The following is a 22,073-nucleotide window of genomic DNA, read 5'->3' as shown; positions in this document are numbered from 1 at the left end:
GCAACTTGCTCTGGTGAGTCCAATGGCCGCCGAGCAACTTGCTCTGGCGGAAGGACTAGAATTGGCTACACTCAGCCACTCTCAGAAACGCTGCGGCAAGGAGGAAGCAGGTTCCGATGGATGAATCGATCGAGCTGATCAATATCGCGGACGAGACCAAGCGACGCTACCTAAACTACGCTCTTTCGGTCATCCAGTCCCGGGCCCTTCCCGATGCGCGCGATGGACTCAAGCCGGTCCAGCGGCGCATCCTCTTCGCGATGCGACAAGAGGGCTACCGAGCCGACAGCCGTTGCCGCAAGTGCGTCGGCGTCACCGGCGAAGTGACCAAGTCCTACCACCCGCACGGCGATCAACCGGTCTACGACGCCCTCGTTCGGCTCGCGCAGGACTTCACGCTGCGGTACCCGTTGGTGCATGGCGAGGGCAACTTCGGCTCGGTTGACGGCGATCCCCCCGCCGCGATGCGCTACACCGAATGCCGCATGATGCCCTTGGCCGAACGGATGATGGACGAGCTTGTCCAGCAGACCGTCGACATGCGGCCCAACTTCGACGGCGAGAAGGAAGAACCAGTCGTCCTCCCGGCTCAGTTCCCCGAACTCCTGACCAACGGTTCGACGGGAATCGCCGTCGGCATGGCGACGAACATCCCACCACACAATCTCGGCGAATTGATTAGGGCGTGCCTCCTGTTGATCGGCAATCGCGAGGCGACCACCGCTCAGCTCGTCAACGCTCATCGCGGCCCGATCAAAGGCCCCGACTTCCCGCTCGGTGGCCGGATGCTCGTCGACCAACCGACGCTGCGCAAGATCTACGAGACGGGGCAGGGGCCGATCAAGGTCCAAGGCGAGTGGAAAATCGAGAAAGTCGGCAAGGGGCGGACGAAGGATCGCCAGATCATCATTCACTCGATTCCCTATGGCGTCAACAAGGGGAACCTCTTGGCGAGCATCGGCGATATCGTCGCTCAGCGTCGCTTGCCACAGGTGACCAATCTCGTCGACGAGTCGAGCCTCGACAACGGCATGCGGATCGTCCTCGAACTCAAGGAGGGCACCAACCCCGAAGTGGTGATGGCATATCTCTTCAAGCACACCGCGCTGCAAGAGAATTTCGCGTGCAACTTCACGTGTCTAATGCCGACCGACAACCAGGAGACGCAGGAGGATGTGCAGCCGCGCCGCGTCGGTGTGAAGGAAATCTTGCTCGCCTTTCTCGACTTCCGTTTCCTCACGGTTCGGCGGCGATTCGAGTTCCTGCTCGAACAGTTGCTCAAACGCATCCACATTCTCGAAGGGTTCAGGATCATCTTCGACGATCTCGACACCGCGATCGAGATCATCAAGAAGAGCAAGGGACGTCTCGACGCCGCCGAGCGTCTGCGCGACCACTTTCCCCTCGACGAAGTTCAGAGCCTCGCGATCGTCGACTTGAATCTCTACCGCATCGGTAGTCTCGAGATCAAGAAGGTGGTCGACGAACTGCGCGAGAAGAAGAAGGAAGCCAAACGGATCGAGGACATCCTCGCCTCCGACAAAAAGCTATGGGCCGAGGTCCATCGCGAGTTGTCCGCGTTCGCGGAAACCTACGCCGATTCGCGTCGGACGAAGATCGCCGACGAGGAACAGACGCCCGAGTTCGATCCCGAAGCCTATATCGTTCGCGAGAATGCCAACGTCGTCCTGACGCGCAAGGGGTGGATCAAGCGGGTCGGTCGGCTTTCGTCGATCAAGAGCACGCGGGTTCGCGACGGCGACGAGGTCCTGGTGGTATTGCCGGGAAGCACGCTCGACTGCGTGGTCCTCTTTTCGAGCGACGGGTTCGCTTACACGATGCGCATTGACGAGGTGCCCGTCAGCTCCGGCTACGGCGAGCCCTTGGCGAAGTTCTTCCGGCTCCGCGATGGCGTGACGATCGTCGGCGCGGCGACGACTGACAGTCGCTTCACGCCCACCGGCCAGGCGATGCCGCCGCGTCGTTCGATGTTCATGAAGGAGACCGAGGAGTGGCAACTCGTCGTCGCGACTCGCAGTGGAAACATCCTACGGACGGCCCTCGCCCCGTTCGGCGTCCCGTCGACCAAGGCTGGCCGGCGCTATGTTCGACTGACCGACAACTCCGACGAAGTCGTCTTCGTGGGCGTCCCGACCATCGACGACGAGACGATGTTTCTCGCCGCCTCCGACGGCCACGTCATCCACTTTCATCTCTCCGATGTCAACGTCCTCTCGGGAGTCGGCAAGGGCGTCAAAGGGATCAAGATGGAGGACAAGGTCTCGTGCATCGGCGGCCAGATCGTCTCCGGGTTCCGCGAAGCGATGAAAGTCGAGACGACGCGCGGTTCGGAACTCGAGTTGCGTCGCGGAAAGTACCAGCCGACCGGGCGGGGCGGCAAGGGACATGAAGTGATTAAACGTGGGGGACTCGTCCGCGTGATTCCGATCGAGGCGAGTCTCGTCGATTGGTCGAGCATCGCCGACGCGGACTAGGCTTCTTCACCACCTGCCTGTTCGGGGCCACTGGCTGCTTGTCAGCCAGTGAGTTCGAGTTGGGTCACCATAAACCCAAACCTGGACGTTTGACAGTGCACGAGATGTCGTCTCGAACGCTGGTCACTGAGAAGTGTCATCACTCGGCCCGGGAGTCGTCGACTCGAGTTCGTCGGGATCGATGAACTTCCAGACGATCTTGTCGAGTGGCTTGAACTGGTGCGTCGCGGCGCTTCCCTCGATGCGGCGGCCGTTGAGAAGACAGATCCAGTCCTTCGCCCCGTCGGTGTCTCCCTCGTTGGCGATCCCTCCGATCGACGTGATCAGCGTCGCCGGGCCTTCGCCTTTCCGCTGGAACTTCACGCCATCCTGGAGGGTCGCGACTTTCTCCATGCCCTCGAGTACCGTCATGCCGTCGACGAAGTTGAGCGTGTAGGAACGAGGACCGTCGGGAAAGACGTACGTGATCTCCACCATGGTCGGCTTGTCGGCGTCGCTATCGCCCTTCGCCGAAAGGGAGGGATCGTTGCGCTGTTGGCAGCCGACCAGATGCAACGCCGCGAGCAACGCCAGCAACTTCGTGCATGCAAGGTTCTGGTTCACGGATGTAGCCTTATTAGGGGAGGCGGGACGTAGATCTCGACCGAAGAAAAGTGATCCTTCTGTCGATTCGATTCTAAGATGCCCAAGGCGACCGTCAACGCGGCAGGCTGAAGTCCGTCGGCCGTTCGCGGGCGGAGCCTGCTCCCATTAGCCATCTCCGTTCGGCCCAGAATGGCTTGGCTCTCGCGAGCGCCGGATCGCTCCACGGTCCGCCGGTGCCGAATCGATCAACGGGCTGTGAAAGGATTCCCACGATGCGAAGCCGTCGCACGACGATCCTCCTGCTCCTGGTGGTGGGAAGTTACTTCCTCTTGCGTTGGTGGAGCGCCCCGACGCCGACGCCCCACGACGCCGCGAACCGCTGGATTGGCCAGATCACTTCCGGAGAAGTCGATGATGCCTACGCCGACAGCGCGAGCCAACTGCGGGAATCGACGACCAAGGAAGAGTTCCACACGTTCCTCGAGGAGACGGGACTCGGTGCTGTCTCATCGATCACCTGGTCACGACAGGAGGGGGCTCCCGAGGGAACCAAGGCGTTCGTCGGGGACGCGACTCGGAAAGACGGTTCGGCCGTGGCGATGCTCGTGAGCCTGGTCGACGAGCGAGGTCAATGGCGCGTGGCGAGCGTTCAACCCGTCGAGAACGCCGGGGGCAAGGTAACCGCTGGGTCGGCGAAGGGGGGCGACGCCGATGGGCCCGCGCCCGTGAGTGTCAACTCGCTGGTGATCGCGACCCTTTCGGAATTGAACCTCGCCCTGCGCCAACGAGACTTCGGCGCGTTTCAACAGTCGCTTGCCGAAAGCGCGCGAAAAGGGATCACCGAGGAGAAGCTAAGCGAGAGCTTTCAGCCCTTGATCGAGAAAGGGCGTTTCCTCGACGGCATCGAATCGGCCACGCCGACCTATCGAGAACCTCCACGGTTCGACAAGGGACTGCTGCGTACCGCGGGCAAGATCGAACTGCGTGACACGCAAGTGGCGTTCGAGTTGAACTACGCGCAGGAGGGCGGCGAGTGGAAACTCGTGGGATTGAAGACCGATGTTCGCCCTTCCCAGCGGCTCGTGCCCGATGACGCGACCATCCGAGAACTCGCGCGTCGCTCGCTGTTGGCCTTCGCCAAGGCGGTCAAGGCGAGCGACTTCACGGAGTTCCACCAGTCACTCGCGCCCAGCTTTCAAGGACGCGTCACTCCGGACTCGCTTCGCGCCTCGGTGAGAGGCAGCGTTGCTCAGATCGGCGATCTGTCGGCGATGAAGACGAGCGACCTCGACTTCAGCCGCGAGCCGCTGATCAACGACGAGGGGGAACTGATCGCCTCCGGTTCGAGTCTCCAGGGGAATCGCCGGCTCGCGTTTCACTTGGCCTATGTTCTCGAGGACAAGACGTGGATGTTGAACGGCATTCGCGTCAACGTCTATCCCGTGGTTGGCGACGGCTATGGGCGTCCCGTCCCTAACGGAATGGAGCTGAAGAAACTAGTACGGACCTCACTCGCGTCCCTGGGCGAGGCACTGACGAAGAGAGATTTCGCCCCCTTCCTCGAGAGCCTCGACCCGCGTCTACGTGACCAGCTCACGCTCGAGCGGCTCAAGGAGGGCTTTCGTCATCTGGGCGGCCCGAAAGTCGATCTCGAGCGCAAGGCGAAGGAGGCCTGGATCATCTTTGACGCGGAGCCCGAGATCACCACGTCGGGGATTCTGGTGTTGAAGGGCACCCTTCGCGGTCAGCCCCCGATCAGCTTCGACCTCAAGTACGTGCTCACCGGCGAGCTATGGCGTCTTGCCGGCATCGGTGTCCGCGAAGGGCAGCCAGCGACAAAGAAGCGGTAGCCTCTTGATGGACAAGTCCGTTCCATGGGACCTTGTTCCCCAATCGGGCGCGAGTGTGCTGAATCGGAGGCGTGTCCCTCGTGTCCACGGCAAGCGTGGGGGTACCCAAGAAACGTCTCTTGGGCAGTGAGCGAATCAGTCAGGCCAATAGCAGTCGCTACCGTTCGCTCGTCGCCACCCTTCCCCAGCTGCCCCCGCCGGGCGTTTCGATCGTCAGGACATCGCCAGGACCGACTTCAAGTTGGGCGGCGGGGCCGAGATCCTCGGGCTCGTTTTGTCCGGACCGGAGAAGCAAGTTCCGTCCCGGCTTTCCCGGACCTCCGCCCCGCTGACCGTAGGGGACCGATCGGCGCCGATTGGAGACGACCGAGACGTCGAGGGAATCGAGAAACTCGATCACGCGCCGGATGCCGTCTCCTCCGCGATAGCGCCCCTCGCCCCCCGAACCCCGTCGAATCGCGAATTCCCTCAAACGAACCGGGTAGCGATCCTCGAAGACCTCCGGATCGGTCAAGCGGGTATTGGTCATGTGCGAATGGACGGCCGACGCTCCGTGGAATCCGGGACCGGCGCCGCTGCCGCCGCCGATGGTTTCATAATAGCCGAACCCCTTCACGTCGGTGGTGGGCGATCGACCGAAGAGGAGGTTGTTCATCGTTCCCTGACTCGCGGCGACGACCCCGAGGGCTCCCAAGATGACATCGACGACGCGCTGCGAGGTCTCGACGTTGCCTCCACCCACGGCCGGGCAGAGCGTCGGGTCGGAATTGGCTTGCGGGAAGAGAATCGTGTCCCGGGGAATCCACAAGGTCGCCGGTGCCATGACGCCGTCATTGAGCGGGATCTCTTCATCGATGAGGCAGCGCAAGCAGTAGAGCAGGGCGGAGCGAACGATCGCCGGGTTGGCGTTGAGATTGCCGGCATGGACCGGCCCGGTCCCCTCGAAGGAGACGAGCGCTTCGCCGCCGTGATCGGTGTGGCGAACGTCGATGGTGACGGCGATCTGGGTCCCGTCGTCGAGTTGGTCCTTGAAGTGGTGCTCGCCCGCGGGGATCTTCAGTAGCGCCGTACGCATCTTCGCTTCCGCGGCGGCCCGGATGTGTCGCATGTAGGCCTTGACCGTCTCGAGACCATAGCGCCCGACGAGCTGCCGAAGGAGCCGCACGCCGGTCTGGTTCGCGGCGAGCTGGGCGTTGATATCGGCGATGTTCTCTTCGATCGAACGCGTCGGGTAGGGCGCGTACTCGAGCAAGTCACGCAGGGCGCTCTCGCTCGATTGATCCTCGGCGACGAGCCGAAAGATCGGAATGAGCACTCCCTCCTCGGCCAGTGAGGTCGAGAAAGCGGGCATCGATCCGGGGACGATGCCGCCAATTTCGGCATGGTGGGCCCGGCTTCCCGTAAAGAAGAGGATCCGCTCCTTCGTCTCGTCGAAGACCGGCGAGATCACCGTGACGTCGGGGAGGTGACTTCCGCCTCGGTAGGGATCGTTCGTGATGTACGCTTCGCCGGGACGCATCTCGGGGACTTCGGCGAGGATCGCCTTGATGGTGTCCCGCATCGCGCCCAGGTGGACGGGGATGTGCGGGGCGTTGGCGACCAAGTCCCCTTCGGCCGTGAATAGGGCGCAGGAGAAATCGAGTCGCTCCTTCACGTTGGTCGAGAGGGCGGTTTTCTGAAGGGTCGCTCCCATCTGCTCGGCGATCGAGGCGAACTGGTTGTTGAAGAGTTCGAGGGTCACGACGTCGACCTCGGTGCCGACATTGCTGCGTCGGCTCGATCCGAAGCGATCTTCGAGCAGGACCTCTCCCCTCCCGGTGACGCTCGCTTCCCAGCCCGGCTCGACGACGATGGTGCTGATCGGTTCGGCGATGATCGCGGGGCCGAAGATGCGATCGCCGGGACGAAGTTGCGTTCGATCGAAGTGGGCTGTCTCGCCCCAGGCGCCGTCGAAGTAGGCGCGTCCCGAGGAGGTCGGCGCTGGGCGTCGGTCGGTGGTCTCCTCGCACGTGGGAGCCGGACGGTCGGTGGTGCCGGTGATCTCCATTCGGGCCGCGTGGATCTCGATCGTGCGACCGGGGAAGGTAAATCCGTAGAGTTTGTGGTGCTTGCGCTCGAACGCTCGGCTGTAGTCGCCGTCCTTGGGCCGTGCGATCGTGATGGTCGCGTTCTGCCCGTCGTAGCGAAGATCGAGCAGTCGGCGTCCCGGCGTGACCCGTTCGGGCGCGATTCCCTCGGCGAGCACCTTTTCGCGCAGGGAGGTCTCGAGGGTTTCGAAGAGAGTGTCGAGCTCGGCGAGGGTCTCCGGGTTGTAGATCTTGCCGACGTCGCGCTCGGCGAACTTGGTGACGTCGGCCATCCCGATGCCGAAGGCGCTGAGGACGCCGGCATGCGGATGTTGCAGGATGGTCCCGATGCCGAGTTCGCGGGCGATGGCGCAAGCGTGCTGGCCACCGGCGCCGCCAAAGCTGACCAGGGCGTCGTCGCGGACATCGTAGCCGCGCGCGATCGAGACCTTCTTGATCGCCGAGGCCATGTTCGCGTTGGCGATCTGGATGAAGCCCTCCGCGAGCTTCTCCGGTGTGTAGCGCTGCCCGGAGGATTCCCAGACCTCGTCGATCAATTCACTCAAGCGACGTTCGACCGCGTCTCGGTCGAGCGGAAAGGCGAACCGATCGCTTGGGATGCGACCGAGAAACAGGTTCACATCGGTCACCGTCAGCGGGCCCCCTCGGCCGTAGCAAGCCGGGCCGGGGTTGCTGCCGGCGCTGCGCGGACCGACACAGACCTTCTGCCCATCGAACCAGCAGATCGACCCGCCCCCGGCGGCGACCGTCTCGATCGAGAGCATCGGGGCGACCACCCGGACGCCGGAGCCTGACTCGGGATCGTTGACCTCCATCGTGTAGCGACGTTCGAAGTTGCCGTCGAAGCGACTGACGTCGGTGCTCGTGCCTCCCATGTCGAAGGCGATGACGTTGGGAAACCCCGCGGTCTGGCCGACGTGAGCGGCACCGACGACGCCTCCCGCGGGACCGCTGAGGATGCTGTCCTTGCCAACGAACTTCTCGGCGCCCGTCAGACTCCCCGCACTGGTCATAAGCTTGAGGCGCGCGTCGGGCAGGCTCGCCCGGATACTGGCGATGTACTCGCGAATGATCGGGGTCAGGTAGGCGTCGACGACGGTCGTGTCGCCCCGATCGACGATTCGCTGGAGGGGCGAGAGACGGCTCGAGACGGAGATCTGCTCGAAGCCGAGCTCTTCGGCGATGGCCGCGAGCCGCTCCTCGTGGTCGGGATTGCGGTACGCGTGCAGCAGACAGATCGCCAGCGACGTGATCCCGCGATCGTGCAGTCGGGCCAGGGCGTCGCGAGCCCCGGCGAGGTCGAGGGGGCGAAGGACCCTCCCTTGGGAGTCGAGTCGTTCGTCGATCTCGACCGCCTCGCGAAAGAGGTCGTCGGAACGGCGGATGTGTAGGTCGAAGATCTTCGGGCGATGCTGATAGCCGATGCGCAACACGTCGGCGAATCCACGTGTTGTCACCAGCGCCGTGGGGGCCCCTTGGCGTTCCAAGAGAGCGTTGGTTCCGCGCGTCGTGCCGAGTCGAACCGACACGTCGCCGATTGGTTCGGAGCGGCGCCGGCCGAGGAGCCAGCGAATCCCGACGACGGGCGCTTCCTCGTCGGCGACGATCTCGTAGCGCGTTCCCTTGGCGGGAGCGGCGGCGAGGGGCTCGTCGAGCGCGATGGTGCCCGCGTCGCGATCGAACCCGACGATGGTCCGCTCGATCGGCGTCTGGGGCGCGTTGGCGGTGGGGGGGGCAGCGGCGAGATGGAGGCGATAGCCCTCGAAGAAGCCGGCCGGGTCGCTCCCTCGATCGTCGACGCGCAACTGGGTGGTCGTCGAGTCGGCGCCGCAGACGCCCTTGACGACGCCGCTGCTGAGGAGCTTGTAGGTCCGCACCACCCCTTGGGGATCTCGGGCGAGGCAGTCGGTGAAGGTGCCGCCGACATCGATCCAGAACTCCCAACGATCATCCATCGTCGCTCCCCCGTTCGCAAAGAAGGTCCTGGCTCCGCGCGGTGATTTCTCGGGCGCGTGGGCGAGGGGTCGTTGTACGGGCTTTTGGGGGCGACGGGAGAGGGGACGCTTAGTCCGCTTGGGGAGGTTCGGTCTGGTCGGACTCCGTCTCGGGTCCGAGATCGTCCTCGACCGGCTCGCGTCCGTGCGCGTCCTCGATGGCGTCGAGATCCGGATCGTCCACGACGCCCTCGGGCTTCGGAAGCTCCTCGGCGTGCTCGAAGTCGGACCAGGCGCCGTCGAGGTCGTTGGCGGAAGGGAGCGTCTCGTCGGAACCCTCCTCCAACGAGACCGGCTCGAAGTCCTCCCAGGCGGCGTTCGCGGGATCGGCGGGGGCTTGCGGCGCGCTTGGCGAAGCGTCGGCGGCCTCGCTCGTTTGGTCGCTGGCGTCGGCGACGCTCGCCTCGTGATCGTCGCGGCTCGGCTGTTGCGGCGGAGGCTCGGTGGCGTCGGCCATCGGCTCGGCACGCTCTTGGTCGGTGAGCGGAACCAGTGGGCGCGGTGGGTAGATCGAGATTTCGTAGGCGTCGGTCATCTCGAACCACACCTTCTTCATCTTGATCAGTTCCAGCAACGCCAGGAACTTGCCGATCACCTGCGAGCGGGTGTTCGTGGTCCCGATCAACTCGGCGAAGGTGATCCCTCCGGTCTCGAGGACACGCTTTTCGTGCTTGGCCATGTAGACCTCGATCGGCGTCGTGTCGATCTTGATCGTGTCGGTGACCGGGACGATGTTTTCCTTGAGGATGCGGCTGAACGCGCTGACGAGATCCCACAGCTCCAACTCGCGGATCGGGCGAGCCCCCGGATCGGACTGCATTGCCGGCAGGTCGTTTTGCTGTCGCGACAGCTTCTGCTGTTGGGCGCGGGCACGCTCCCACAGCATCGCCCCGGCTTCCTTGAAGCGGCGGTACTCGAGCAGTTGCTTGACCAACTCCTGACGCGTTTCGTCCTCTTCCTCGGGGGCGGTCTCCTCCGCGCGCGGCAGGAGGGCGCGACTCTTCACTTCCAGCAGATGGCTCGACAGGACGAGGAATTCACCTGCCTCGTCGACATCGACCGCTTGGAGGTTTTCGAGGTATGCGAGGTACTGCGAGCAGATTTCGGCGATCGTCAATTCCAGCGCATCGACTTCGTCCTGGCGCACGAGGTGGACCAGCAGGTCGAGCGGCCCGCCGTACACATCGAGTTGAACGCGATACGCTGTCGTCATGGACGAAGTCGCCACCAAAAGGGAAGTCTTCCGAAGTCTCTATTGTTAGGAACCGCTACGTCGAACGTGTGGGTCTTCTTCCTGGTGTTCAGAGACCTCCGAGGCCCGACACTTGCTAAGCCGACCCCCCCTGTAGTCGCCCCTTGGACGAGGGACACGCTGAACGGCAAGCTACGATCCCGCGAGATCGCGCGCCGCGACCACGACGGGAGCGCCCAGACGCGCCGGTGGCGTGGAGGAGGCAGTCGAGCGGCCACGCGCCGAATCGAGGCCGATGGGAACGCCAAGCCCTCTGCCCGTGGTCGTGCCTCGGGAGGGGGACTTGACGACGGGAGCGCCCAGTCTGATCGGCGCGTTCGGGGACGAGCCGCCTCCGTCGTCCGGTGGGGGAGCCTTCTTCGGGCGGCCCCAAGTGAGAAGCGGCTTTGCCCGTCCGATGAGAATCGTTCCCTGGTCGATCGGGCTGTTGACGATCACCGACGAGTAGTCGCGCAGGACCGTTCCCTCCTCGGGAAGATGGTTGCCGAACAGGGCGTAGCTGGGACCATCGGACGCTTCGTCCCAGGTCTGCTTGATTCGCTCGGCCGTTTCGTAGAGGGACTCGGTGACCTCCTCGCGGTTCAGTTCGGTCTTCGCGCTCGGCTTGACCGTGGGCTCCGTCGGCCGCGCGACTTGATGATCAAATGACTGGGCCAACGCGGGCGAGGCGTCGACGGCGTGATCGTGGGCTGTCTCAGGGGTGACGCCGTAGTCGCGGTAGAAGTCGGCGAGGCTCGTCCAGCCGGTAACGAAGTTCGCGAGGGGATCGTGGCCGACGCGGGCCCAAGGAGGGAGCTGCTTGATCGCGGTCGACGGCGTCTGGCCCTCCATGCTCAGGAGGTAGAAGGCTCCCGCGAATCCGGCGCTCGTCGGCGAATCGTGGGCGACGAGGAGGATCGGTTTGGGTGAGCTCTTGTAGGTCTCGACGAGTCGCAACAGCTCTTCTCGGTCGGGCGCGACGTTGGGCTCGATCGTCAAATCGACGAGTTCGACACCCTCGGTCTCGCAATGCTCGCGGAGGTGGCGGTACCAGCTTTCCCCTGGTTGGAAACCGGAGACGTTGACGACGGTTTGGATGTCACGCTGGGCGATCTCCTGGTCGAGTCGTGCCTCGGGCATGACGCCGCCGGCACGATAGACGTTCTCCGGGACCACGCTGCGAACACTCGCGCAGCCGGCCAGGAGGAACAACAGTATTCCCGCCCATCGTCTTCCCATCTCTCCTCGTGGCGAAGAGGGTGGCGCACGGTTTGCCAGCAACGCCCCACGGACCCGCGCCTCGCGAGTCGTCGAAGGAACCGGGCGCCGTCTGGGAGAACCCGACTCTAGAATCGGAAGATCGTTTGTTCGGGCTCCACGGTTTCTGTGGATTGTGCCGATTGTGACAACAGAAGTGATGGTGTGTCGGTCGACCAATGCAGAGTGAGGGTAGAGAGCAGACGCCGAGGGGGCTTTCTCGCGGCGTGGAGGAATGAGACGTCTAGGCAAGGCGCGAAGTTTTCTTCTCTTTGGGAAAGAAGGTTCGCGGGCACTTAAAAAAGCGCATCTTCTCGCGACGCGATCGCGGGAGTTGGGCCGGCGGCGCCGAGCGCCGCGCTCGACGCATCCGGGTGACGCCGTGTCGGGGAAGGCGATTGGTCCTAGGGAGCGGGCGCTTCTGGCGTATCCCCTCTCCCCGTAGATTGACTCTGTTGACAGACGAACCGGACGAGAGATACTTCAGGCGAATACCAGTTCCGTCCCGTCTCGTCGTCCGATGGCAAAGTGAGAGCGTTCATGGACCGACAAGAGCCGTTTGACCCAAACGCGAGCGATGACTCCCCGATCATTGCCATGCCCGATCTGACGCGGCTTGTGCAGATCGTGTGGGAACGTCGCTGGACCTTTCTGGTGGGGCCGGTCGTCTTTCTCGCCCTGGCCACGCTCTACTACGTGCAGGCGACGCCGCGCTTCGAGTCGGAAGCGAAGGTATTGGTCATCAACAAGAAGCCGACGTTGATGACCGACCGCGCCGGCTTGCCGGTCTCGCACTTCGAGGACTACGTCGAGACGCACCAAGTCCTCATCGAGAGTCCGCTGATCGTCGAGCGCGCGATTCGGACCAATCCCGAGATCCTGCAGTTGGAGTCGGCCAAGCCCAGCAGTGAGGACGAGGACGCGGTCGACGTCATCATCGAGGAGATTGACGTCAAGCGGACGACTGGGCGCCTCTCCTCCAGCCCGGACAACGTCTTGGAGGTTTCGTTCAGTGGAAAGCTCCCGGAGGAATCGCGGCTAATTCTCGCGGCGGTGATCGACAGCTATCGCGACTTTCTCGACGAGACGTACAAGAACATCACCGACGAGACGGCCACGCTGATGACGCAGGCCCGCGACGTGCTCCGGAAGGAACTCCGCGACAAGGAGGAGGGCTATCGCGAGTTCCGACTCGAGTCGCCTCTGCTGGGGCGATCGTCCGAGGGCGTCGACACCAACCTCGAGTCGCTCGCGAGCATTCAACGCGAGATCTCTCAACTCAAATTGGAACGAGCCGAGGTCGAGAGCGACTTGCTGACTCTTCAGCGAGCGATCCAGGAGAAGGAGCCGTTTGACGCCTTGCTCGTGATGGCGACCGAGATCGCTCAAAAGTCGAAGCAGACCGACACCAAGGACGACAGTCGGCTCAATCTGGACAATCAACTCTTCCCGCTGCTGCTTTCTGAGCGAGAGTTGGCGGTCGACTTCGGTCCCGATCACCCAAAGCTGAAGATGCTTCGCGATCGCATTCAGTTGGCGCGGAATTTCTTCGCCCGCCCGACGGCGGCCTTCGCGGCCTTTTCCGGCGATCACGAGTCGGCGGAGACGCTTCTCTCGAAGTCGGGTTCGGCGGCCGAAGCGGTCGAGATGCATCTCGACTACCTCAATCAGAAGCTCGACTACCTGAAGGTCGCCGAGGATCGCCTCGACGAACTCTACAAGGAGGAGTACGACGAAGCCCGCAAGATCGCGGCTTACGACATCAAGGACGAGGCATTTCGGAAGGAGATCGATCAAACCCAGCAGCTCTACGACAGCATCATCACCAGGCTGCAAGACGCCGGGCTGGTGACGCAGTCGGGTGGCTACGAGGCGAAGATCATCGCTCCCCCGGAGTTGGGAGAACAGGTCTGGCCGATGGCGATCATCATCTTCCCCGTGGCGGGACTACTCGGGATCATGAGCGGCTTGGGACTGGTCTATCTCGTCGACATGGCCGACACCTCGTTTCGTACCAGCCAGGAGATTCAGCGTCGTCTCGGGCTGCCGATTGTCGGCTTGATTCCCTTTATCGCCGCCCCGAAGACGAAGGGATCCGGCGAGGACGCCCAGATTGACGCCGCCATCGACATGACCCTCTGCGCCCATCTGCGGCCGCGCTCGGTTCACGCCGAGGCCTATCGCGGGTTGCGGACGGCTCTCTACTTTAGCATGAACGCCCACAACCAGAACGTCGTCCAAGTCACCAGTCCCAACGCCGGCGACGGCAAGTCGACGACCGCGTCGAACTTGGCGATCACCTTTGCCCAACTCGGACGAAAGACCCTGTTGATCGACGCCGACTTGCGCAAGCCGCGCGTGCATCGACTCTTTAATCTCTCCGGTAAGAAAGGGCTCGTCTCGGTGATCCGTGATGGCGCTGATCTCGACGACGTCATCCACGACACGGGCATCGATGGACTGTCGGTCATCCCGTGTGGACCGCTTCCGGAGAACCCCGCCGAACTCTTGACGTCCCCTCATTTCGAGGAACTCGTCGAGGGCGTTCGCGAGAAGTTCGACTTCGTCGTGATCGACACCCCGCCGGTCTTGGCGGTGAGTGATCCGAGTGTCGTCGCGGTGCGCGTCGACGGGGTCCTGCTCGTGCTGCGGCTCTCCAAGAGTGGGCGGCATCCCGCCGAACGCGCCAAGGAGTTGCTAAGTCGGCACGGCGTCAACGTCATCGGCGTGGTGGTCAACAACTCCGACCGCGGGACGCGCTACGGCTATGGCGGCTACGGCTACGCCTACTCGTACGGAAACGAGAAGTACCTCGACGAGAGCCCTCTCTCGAGCGACTCCCAGGACGCCACGTAGGGCCCGCCATCTCGGAGACGATGAGCGATGCCACGAATAGACTCCGGTGACGGAGTTTCGTGTCCCGTCAAACATCCACTCTTCGGGCCGGAGCTTGCTGAGCCACGGGTCTCTCAATCGCGCGCAAGCGTGCGTCTCTTCCGCATGCCCCCTCTTTGCGCATGTCCACGACGAGCGTGAACATGGCACCCGGCGATCCTTCTGCGACGAACGGACTGATCTCAACGCGAGGCGTTTGTCGTGGAGCGTGTGGTCCATCCGCCGATATCCATCGTGCCAACCTCACTGGAACAGCTTACGATGATGGATGCGGATCCGGCGCCCGCGGCGAGTTTTCATCTCTCTGGGGCGTCGGACAAGCGATTCCGCAAAGGCCGTCAGCCTCCACTGGCGAAGGGAAGGAATGTCTGGATGGACCCTGTGAGAGCGTTTGACCAGTTGCAAGCGGACTACTGGACGACGCGCACCAATCTTCGTTCCCACGACCATCCTGTCGTGCGTTCCTTCGCCAATCAGCGGGTCGAGTTTATCAAGGGAAAGTTCGGCGACTGGCGTCCTTCAACCGCCTTGGAGGTAGGCTGTGGCGATGGTTTCGGGATGCAGCACATGAACACCCTGGTCGATGACATTCACGGGTGCGACCTCTCGCCGGCAATGCTCGAAGCCAATCCGGCGCCCGCGGATCGCTTAACGCTCGCGGAAGCCTATGACCTTCCTTTCGAGAGCGACCAGTTCGAGCTCGTCTATTGCTGGGAGTTGCTGCATCACGTCGGGGATCCTTCGCGAGCGGTGTCGGAGATGAAACGCGTGGGACGTCGCGCGGTCATGTTGTGCGAGCCGAACAGCCTCAATGTCGCGATGGCCGCTTTCGGGTTGCTCGAGCCTGCCGAGCGAGGGCTCTTACGGTTCACTCCCGGCTACACCAAACGCCTCTTGGTCGAGGCCGGGCTCTCGCGGGTGACGGTCTATTCCGTGGCCTGTTTCACGCCCAACCAGACGCCCCCTTGGTTGGCGCGGGTGCTGTCCCTTCTGCCCTACCGTTGGCCTTACGTCGGCCTCTACAACATCGCGATCGGATACCTCTAAGGTCGCGCGGATTCGGTCGTCGGCCGCGTCGCGAACTCCCCGACAATCGGACTGGTCATTGGTGGCTGGGTGTGGGAGACTCACGGACGCCACGTCGCGGAGACGCTCGCTTGGGAGTCGGGAGCAACTTTTTGTCGAATCATCCGAGCGAACCGCCTCGCAGCCCTTCTTCGGTTTTGTATTATCGACGGTAAGTCTGTTGGGGCCGGTGGAGGTCGGCGATCACGGGATCAAGTTGGAGGTAGGCGACCGTGGGCTCCAATCCTCAAGTCGAAGAGAAGGTGGTTGGCGTACTCAAGTCGCTCTTTCGAGCCTACGCCCACCGTGACATCAACGAGACGATGGCGATCTTCGCCCCCAGCTCCGACATCGTGCTGGTCGGGACCCGTGGCGATCATCGGGTGGGTGTCGAAGGGGTGAAGACCTACTTCGAGGAAGAATTCGCCGCCCTGTCGCGAATTGACAACTACCGCTGGAAAACGACATGGCTCTCGGTCGGGTCGACCGGCCCGGTCGCGTGGACGGTCATGGAGGTGACCGGCGAGTTCGTCAAGGGGGGGCAAGCGGTTCGCATTCCCCACCGGCTGACGACCCTCATGCGGCAGCGGCACGAAAGCTGGTACATCGTCCAGGCGCACTTTTCCTGCGTCGCCGGGGAGCGTCACTTCGAGGACGCGTTGGCCGCTCCGGAGATCGGAGACTCGGCGCCCGCGAGGAGAAGCGAACCGGCTGTACCTCGCGTCGAGCCTTCCTCGCCGCCGCCCGCGAGTGAGCCGGCTCCCCCCGTGGCGCCTCGGGTGGAACCTCCTCGCCCGGCCGAAGCGAACCCACGCCTAACGCCGGATCCGCATGCACCGGTCGAACTGACCAACTCGACCGACGCGCCCACGCCGGAAGAGACGCCTAGCCAACGTGCCGATTGGGAGGATTGGCTCTCGCGTTCGGCGACGAGCCGTGCGGGCAAGACGACCGACTCGCCGTCGGAGAGCGACATCGATGATCGTCCCGCCTCGCTGACCGATCTGATGCGACAGGATTCCTCGGCGAACGAAGTGGTCTCGGGCATGGGGTCGGACTCGGACCCGTCCGGGGACGGCGACAAAGGCGATGGGGAGGACAACCCGAAGAAGGAGCTCAGTTGGGAAGACTGGCTCGACCGCTCGTCGCCGTAGTCGGTGTCAAAACGGTGGAGAAATGGTCGACTTTGGGTCCAATTCGGTGATTTTTTGCGTCACTCTTGCGCGAATCGCGCTCATTTCGGTCTTGAATCAACACCAACCGTCTCCGAAACCACTCGTCGGGCGCCCCAAGGGGCCTTCGGGAGGCGTGGCTCGCTATCGCCGTTGGCCGGTGCGGTCGACTTGCCAAATCTTCCCCGTGGTGACGTCCAGACCCGTCAAGTAGGCGCCGTAGACGCAAGCGGTATCGATGCACTGCAAGTAGCCGAGATCGAGCACATCGCCACTGCGCTGCGGGGTGTGGCCGACGACCACGGTCTTGCCGGAGACGTGGGGCGATGGCAAGTGGTCGCGCATCGACAGCCACATCAGCGTCGCGGTGGTCTGCTCGTCGAAGGGGACTTTGGGATCGTAGTTCCCGTGGAGAAAGGCGTGGGTGTCGGTCTCATGGACCAGGCGGCACTCCCTGAGGAACTCAATGTGGTCGGCAGGGATGTCGTCGGGGCTGCCGACCGGCCCGTAGGAATAGAGCGTCTGCAAGCCGCCGATCATGAGCCAGGACTCCAGCGGCATCGCTCCGTCCAACGCCGCGAGCATCGCCGCTTCGTGGTTGCCCTTCAAGCAGACGAGTTGGCACTTCGTTCCGAGTGCCATAAGTGTCTCGATCACTCCGCGTGAATTCTCTCCGCGATCCACATAATCGCCAAGAGTGACCACGAGATCTTTTTCTTTTGGATCGATTGCTTCGAGAAGTCCATCGAGAGCTTGGTCACATCCATGAATGTCGCCAATTGCAATCGTGCGAGATGAATGGTTTGAGGTATGCTTCATAGTCGCTATTCTAGTCTAACCGGTCAACTACGTCATCGGGCGTGAAATCGATCCGATGGGAAATTGTGTGCACGAGGCCCGGATTTTGGCTCCCTCGGCCGTGAATATGATCAGAACGGCGAATCGGATGGTGGAGCCTCGGGTTCAGTGACACAGAAAGACGTGGGGATCGAGCCAAGTACAAAGCTACCAATTTCCTGAAAATATACCTCAATAGTTAGAAAACGGACCGTTCGCTCAACGGCCTACGCTATGGTGATGTTGAAATATATTCTGGAGCCAATGACGACCGCGGGACGCCGACGGCCTCGGCACGACTGAGCAACCCCCATGTGTCGGGGCTGTCGACTCCCCATGCGTCAACGCGGACTCGACTCGCGGTCTCCTCGCACAACGCGGGCGCCAGCAACGTGGCGCTTGCTCGACCAAGAGGTCGCGATCCTGCCTCGACTTGCCTCGATTCCTTTCCCAGATCCACCTCGGCGCTTCGTCGATCGCGTCATATGGCGCGTTGGATGCAGAACGGTGACCGCCCGCGTCGCCGGTGCGCGATGCCCCGCGTTCGGTCCGGTCGAGAACGATTGAGCGGCGAGCGCCTCGTCGGCATCGCTTCTCGCAAGTTCTCTTGCGTGGCCCTGGGCCAAGTGAGAGACTATCGCACCCAAAAAGGTAACTGTCGAACGGTTTACCTCGAACGAGTTGTGAGTGAGGAGGGTTGGAGTCTTGGCGACGATCGCCTTTTTGTTTCCCGGTCAGGGTGCTCAGTCGGTGGGAATGGCGCGCGAAGTGGTGGAGAAGGTTCCGGCCGCGCGGGAACTCTTCGAACGAGCTGCCGACATCCTTGGCTATGATCTCTTGTCCCTCTGCACGGAAGGGCCCGCCGAGCGTCTCGACGCCACCGATGTCAGTCAACCGGCCCTCTTCGTCGCCGGCTTGGCCGCCCTCGAACAGCTCAAAGTGGATGAGCCCTCCCTCGTTGACCAGTGCGCCGGCGCCGCGGGACTCAGTCTCGGCGAGTACACCGCCCTGGTCTTCGCGGGAGCGATGAGCTTCGACGACGGCCTCCGGGTCGTCAAGGTCCGAGGCGAAAGCATGCAGGCCGCAGCCGAAGCGAGCCCCACCGGCATGGTCAGTATCCTTGGACTCGACGCGGAGAAGCTCGAGCAGGTATGCGAGCAAGCTTCCTCTGTCGGCCCAATCCGAATCGCGAATCATCTCTGCCCGGGCAACTTGGTCGTTTCCGGAGCCAAGGAGGCGTGTGCCGAAGCGAGCCGACTGGCCACCGACGCCGGAGCGATGAAGGCGATCCCCTTGGCGGTCGCGGGAGCCTTTCACACCGACTACATGAAGCCGGCAATGGGGCCTCTTTCGCAGGCGCTCGACGGGGTCGATCTTCAGCCGCCGCGAATTCCCGTGATTTCCAACGTCGACGCCCAAGCTCACAGCGATCCGGCCGAGATCAGAAGTATTCTCGTTCGGCAGGTGACCGAGCCGGTGCTGTGGGAGCGCAGCATGCGGGCCCTACTCGAGCAGGGCTACGATACCTTCTATGAACTCGGTCCGGGCCGCGTGCTCGCCGGGCTCATGAAGCGTATCCAACGCCGCACCGCGTTCCACAACGTCACCGTCTAGTGTCCTGATGGGCAAGTTCGCTACATTGAATCTCGGCCCTCAGATCGTGCGGAAGATTGCCCAATCATAGGCGTTTTCCGCATTCCCAGGGCCAGCGTGGACATGGCACCCAAGAGCCTTTTAGTCAATGAACCAACCAATCAGGACATTGGCAGTCCCTTGACTCAAGCGGACCAAGGCGAGAACGAGCCATGTTGGCCAGGATCAAAGAGGAGAAACGGAGGCGAGTCTGTCGATTCGTCGAGTTTCTATGACGCCGAGATTGGCAAAAGGGCCGTTCGTAGCCGGCATCGAATAGATCAACGGGCCGCTAGGTTCACCTCTAACGAGTCAGGTCGAGGAAGCGAGGATTCGCGATGAAGACATCTGCCGGTATTCTTCTCTATCGTCCGTTCGAGGATGGCGACATCGAAGTCCTGCTCGTGCGACCCTCGGGGCTGCACCGCAGCGGCGGCCCCAAGCCGTGGAGCCTGCCAAAGGGGCTTCCCGATCCTGGCGAAACGCTCGAGCAAGCCGCTCGGCGCGAGACTTGGGAAGAGGCGGGCGTCAAGGCGGCGGATCTCTTTCCGCTCGGCAGCATCCAGTACACCACCAAGAGTCGCAAGATCGTCCATGCTTGGGGGGGACTCATCCCCGACGACGCCGATCCTCACTGCGCGTCGTGGGAGGTCGATCGCGTCGCGTTTCTTTCCGTGGACGAAGCTCACAGTGTCCTGCACCGCGACCAACGCCCCTTCGTCGACCGCCTGGTCGAGTATCTCACCGAGGATCTTGACGGCTTCCGCAATGCCGAACGAGAAGTTGGCTGATTCCAACTGTTTCGAGAAGAAAAGCCCCCTCACCCCTAACCCCTCTCCCACAGGGAGAGGGGAACAAGAGGCTCACGCTCCCACAGGGAGAGGGGAACAAGAGGCTCACTCTCCCACAGGGAGAGGGGAACAAGAGGCTTACTCTCCCACAGGGAGAGGGGAACAAGAGGCTACCTTTCCCACGGGGGAGGAGAACAAGAGCTTACCTCTCCTTGGGGAGAGGTCGGCGAACGTAGTGAGCCGGGTGAGGGAGATTTCGACTCGGTCGAAGATGGGTGGTTCTCAAAGAAAAGCCCCCTCACCCCTAACCCCTCTCCCACAGGGAGAGGGGAACAAGAGGCTCACGCTCCCACAGGGAGAGGGGGAATTCCGCGATTCTCGTCGGATAGGTTTCGACCCATCACCAACGCTGGCGATCCTCTCTACTCTTGGTCGATCAGGTGAAGAAACGACCCGCAGACGTTGCCACGGCGCAATCCCATCGGCCCGAGCGGCGTTCCATCAGCATTCCACGCTTGCCAGAGCGGGGTGGCTTCCCCTTGCTCGACGATTGACGCGTAGTGGAACTCATGGGCGCGAAACCCCTGGCCGAATTCGCCAAGGAGGCCAGCAGTCGGCTTGACTTCGCCAAGGAGGCCAGCAGTCGGCTTGACTTCGCCAAGGAGGCCAGCAGTCGGCTTGACTTCGCCAAGGAGGCCATCGCTCGCCAACGTGACGCGGCGATAGCCGAGATGCAAACGCGGCTTGGCGAACGAGGTTCGTAGGGGTAACAAGTCGGCCATGGGAAACCAACGGCCCTCGGCGCTCTGAAGCGAACTCCCCAGCACCATGAAGCCGCCACACTCGCCGTAGATCCCCACCCTCCGATCGGCGGCTCGCCGCAACCCTTCAAGGAAAGCCTGGTTGCCGGCCAAACGCTCCGCGTACAACTCGGGATAGCCGCCGGGAAGGTAGATCGTGTCGGCACGCGCCTCGGGCGATTCGTCCGCCAACGGGGAAAAGGGTAGCCACTCGACGCCATCCTCGCGCCATCGTCGTCGCACGTGCGGGTAGCTGAATCGAAAGGCGACATCGTCGGCCACCGCGATCCGTTTCGCCTGGGGCAACATCCGAAAGCTCGACGGGGTCTGGATGGCCGAGCAAGGGGAGGCCAGATCCAGCAAGCGATCGATCGCGACGTGGGAGGCGACGAGTCGTTCCCGTTCCGCGAGGATCGCGTCGAACTGGTCGAGTTCCTCCGGCTGCACCAAGCCCAAGTGGCGATGCCCCATCGCCTCGGGGTTGGTCATTCGCGGGAGACATCCGAGTACCGGGATGCCGAGTCGCTCCACCGCGCGGACAAGTTTGTCCCGATGCCCCGGCCCGCCAACGCGATTGAAGACGACACCGGCGAGGCGGCAGTCGCCGCGGTAGGTGGCGAAGCCGTGAACGATCGCGGCCGCCGACTGTGCCATCGCGGAAGCATCGACCACGAGAATGACGGGAAGCTGGAGGAGAGCCGCGACATGGGCGGTGGAGGCCGTTTCGTCGTTGGCCCCGTCGTAGAGTCCCATGGCGCCTTCGACAATCACCAGTTCGGCGTCGTCCGTCGCGGCGGCGAGGTTCGCGCGCAGCGTTTCCGGCCTCATGCCCCAGGCATCGAGGTTCACGCTGTCGCGACCGGTCACGCGGCGATGAAACTGGGGATCGATGTAGTCGGGGCCGACCTTCGCCGACGAGACGCGGAGCCCGCGCGCGGAGAGGTGCTTGAGGAGTCCCAGAGTCAGGGTCGTTTTGCCGTTGCCGGAGGCGGGAGCCGCGATGACCAGGCCGTTAGCGGTCGCTGCCATGCTTCCAGAGGCTTTGGGCCGCGACGGAGGTCACCTCGATCCGATTGGCGATGTGCCACTCGGAGGTCATGGCCATCACCTCGTGCTGGGCGAGTTGCTTAATGTGGTAGGAGGCGGCTTTTCCGCGAAGGACAAGCGTCTTGCCGACCTCTTCGAGACAGAACTCGCGCAAGCGCCGACCGATCTTTTGGGTCACGCTGGTCGCGATCGAGGCGTGGTCGGGAGTGAGGGTCGCACTGTTGCCGCTGCTGTTCATGGTGAGATGATCCTCTAGGGTTGCGCCGCCCTTGGGAGGGCTCGCGCGTCAAGTGGGCGTGAGGACCGAACGACAGAATGGGCCCTTCGCACTCGCG

Annotated in this window: 14 protein-coding genes; 7 read left to right on the top strand and 7 right to left on the bottom strand. The window is 63.0% G+C overall.

What is annotated here, in order from left to right; all coding sequences use genetic code 11:
• Positions 1 to 116 precede the first annotated feature (116 nt).
• Positions 117 to 2,495 carry a DNA gyrase/topoisomerase IV subunit A gene (locus Pan216_RS25600; RefSeq protein WP_145262699.1) on the top strand — a complete coding sequence of 793 codons (2,379 nt, stop codon included), beginning with the start codon at positions 117 to 119 and terminating at the stop codon, positions 2,493 to 2,495.
• A gap of 123 nt (positions 2,496 to 2,618) precedes the next feature.
• Here Pan216_RS25600 and Pan216_RS25595 read toward each other — a convergent pair whose 3' ends face one another.
• Entirely contained in the window at positions 2,619 to 3,098 is a 480-nt protein-coding gene (locus tag Pan216_RS25595) for a DUF4430 domain-containing protein (RefSeq protein WP_145262697.1), read from the bottom strand.
• A gap of 254 nt (positions 3,099 to 3,352) precedes the next feature.
• On the opposite strand from Pan216_RS25595, the gene Pan216_RS25590 reads away from it, so the two are divergent.
• The gene (locus Pan216_RS25590) at positions 3,353 to 4,930 is read left to right on the top strand and encodes a hypothetical protein (protein ID WP_145262695.1); all 1,578 of its coding nucleotides are present in this window, start codon (positions 3,353 to 3,355) and stop codon (positions 4,928 to 4,930) included.
• A gap of 157 nt (positions 4,931 to 5,087) precedes the next feature.
• Here Pan216_RS25590 and Pan216_RS25585 read toward each other — a convergent pair whose 3' ends face one another.
• From Pan216_RS25585 to Pan216_RS25575, 3 genes are all read right to left on the bottom strand, one after another.
• Positions 5,088 to 8,972 carry a hydantoinase B/oxoprolinase family protein gene (locus Pan216_RS25585; RefSeq protein WP_145262693.1) on the bottom strand — a complete coding sequence of 1,295 codons (3,885 nt, stop codon included), beginning with the start codon at positions 8,970 to 8,972 and terminating at the stop codon, positions 5,088 to 5,090.
• A 109-nt stretch (positions 8,973 to 9,081) separates the two neighbouring features.
• Positions 9,082 to 10,224 carry a segregation and condensation protein A gene (locus tag Pan216_RS25580; protein ID WP_145262691.1) on the bottom strand — a complete coding sequence of 381 codons (1,143 nt, stop codon included), beginning with the start codon at positions 10,222 to 10,224 and terminating at the stop codon, positions 9,082 to 9,084.
• A gap of 171 nt (positions 10,225 to 10,395) precedes the next feature.
• Positions 10,396 to 11,481, bottom strand: a complete 1,086-nt coding sequence (locus Pan216_RS25575; RefSeq protein WP_145262689.1) for a hypothetical protein — start codon at positions 11,479 to 11,481, stop codon at positions 10,396 to 10,398.
• A gap of 558 nt (positions 11,482 to 12,039) precedes the next feature.
• On the opposite strand from Pan216_RS25575, the gene Pan216_RS25570 reads away from it, so the two are divergent.
• The 3 genes from Pan216_RS25570 to Pan216_RS25560 all read left to right on the top strand — a co-directional run bounded on the left by Pan216_RS25570 (position 12,040) and on the right by Pan216_RS25560 (position 16,613).
• The gene (locus tag Pan216_RS25570) at positions 12,040 to 14,355 is read left to right on the top strand and encodes a polysaccharide biosynthesis tyrosine autokinase (protein ID WP_145262687.1); all 2,316 of its coding nucleotides are present in this window, start codon (positions 12,040 to 12,042) and stop codon (positions 14,353 to 14,355) included.
• Between the two features lie 411 nt (positions 14,356 to 14,766).
• Positions 14,767 to 15,441, top strand: a complete 675-nt coding sequence (locus tag Pan216_RS25565; protein ID WP_419192993.1) for a class I SAM-dependent methyltransferase — start codon at positions 14,767 to 14,769, stop codon at positions 15,439 to 15,441.
• Between the two features lie 251 nt (positions 15,442 to 15,692).
• Positions 15,693 to 16,613: a nuclear transport factor 2 family protein gene (locus Pan216_RS25560; RefSeq protein WP_145262683.1), complete on the top strand. Its 921-nt coding sequence runs from the start codon at positions 15,693 to 15,695 to the stop codon at positions 16,611 to 16,613.
• A 162-nt stretch (positions 16,614 to 16,775) separates the two neighbouring features.
• On the opposite strand, the gene Pan216_RS25555 is transcribed toward Pan216_RS25560, so the two are convergent.
• A complete protein-coding gene (locus Pan216_RS25555) occupies positions 16,776 to 17,450 on the bottom strand; it encodes a metallophosphoesterase family protein (RefSeq protein WP_145262681.1) in 675 nt (224 codons plus the stop codon).
• A gap of 723 nt (positions 17,451 to 18,173) precedes the next feature.
• On the opposite strand from Pan216_RS25555, the gene fabD reads away from it, so the two are divergent.
• Together fabD and Pan216_RS25545 are read left to right on the top strand one after the other, a co-directional pair.
• On the top strand, positions 18,174 to 19,082 hold the full coding sequence (gene fabD, locus Pan216_RS25550) for an ACP S-malonyltransferase (RefSeq protein WP_145262679.1): 909 nt from the start codon (positions 18,174 to 18,176) through the stop codon (positions 19,080 to 19,082).
• A gap of 356 nt (positions 19,083 to 19,438) precedes the next feature.
• Positions 19,439 to 19,891: an NUDIX domain-containing protein gene (locus Pan216_RS25545; protein WP_145262677.1), complete on the top strand. Its 453-nt coding sequence runs from the start codon at positions 19,439 to 19,441 to the stop codon at positions 19,889 to 19,891.
• A gap of 422 nt (positions 19,892 to 20,313) precedes the next feature.
• On the opposite strand, the gene Pan216_RS25540 is transcribed toward Pan216_RS25545, so the two are convergent.
• Positions 20,314 to 21,720, bottom strand: a complete 1,407-nt coding sequence (locus Pan216_RS25540) for a cobyrinic acid a,c-diamide synthase CobB (protein ID WP_145262675.1) — start codon at positions 21,718 to 21,720, stop codon at positions 20,314 to 20,316.
• Positions 21,704 to 21,976, bottom strand: coding sequence for a hypothetical protein (locus tag Pan216_RS25535; protein ID WP_145262673.1), 273 nt, complete (start codon positions 21,974 to 21,976; stop codon positions 21,704 to 21,706). Before Pan216_RS25535 ends, Pan216_RS25540 begins: the two co-directional genes overlap by 17 nt.
• Between the last annotated feature and the right edge of the window lie 97 nt (positions 21,977 to 22,073).

It is taken from the genome of Kolteria novifilia (assembly GCA_007748055.1).
GTDB lineage: Bacteria > Planctomycetota > Planctomycetia > Kolteriales > Kolteriaceae > Kolteria > Kolteria novifilia.
The sequence above is the reverse complement of the archived record's forward strand: the minus strand, read 5'-3'. Positions and strand labels throughout refer to the sequence as shown.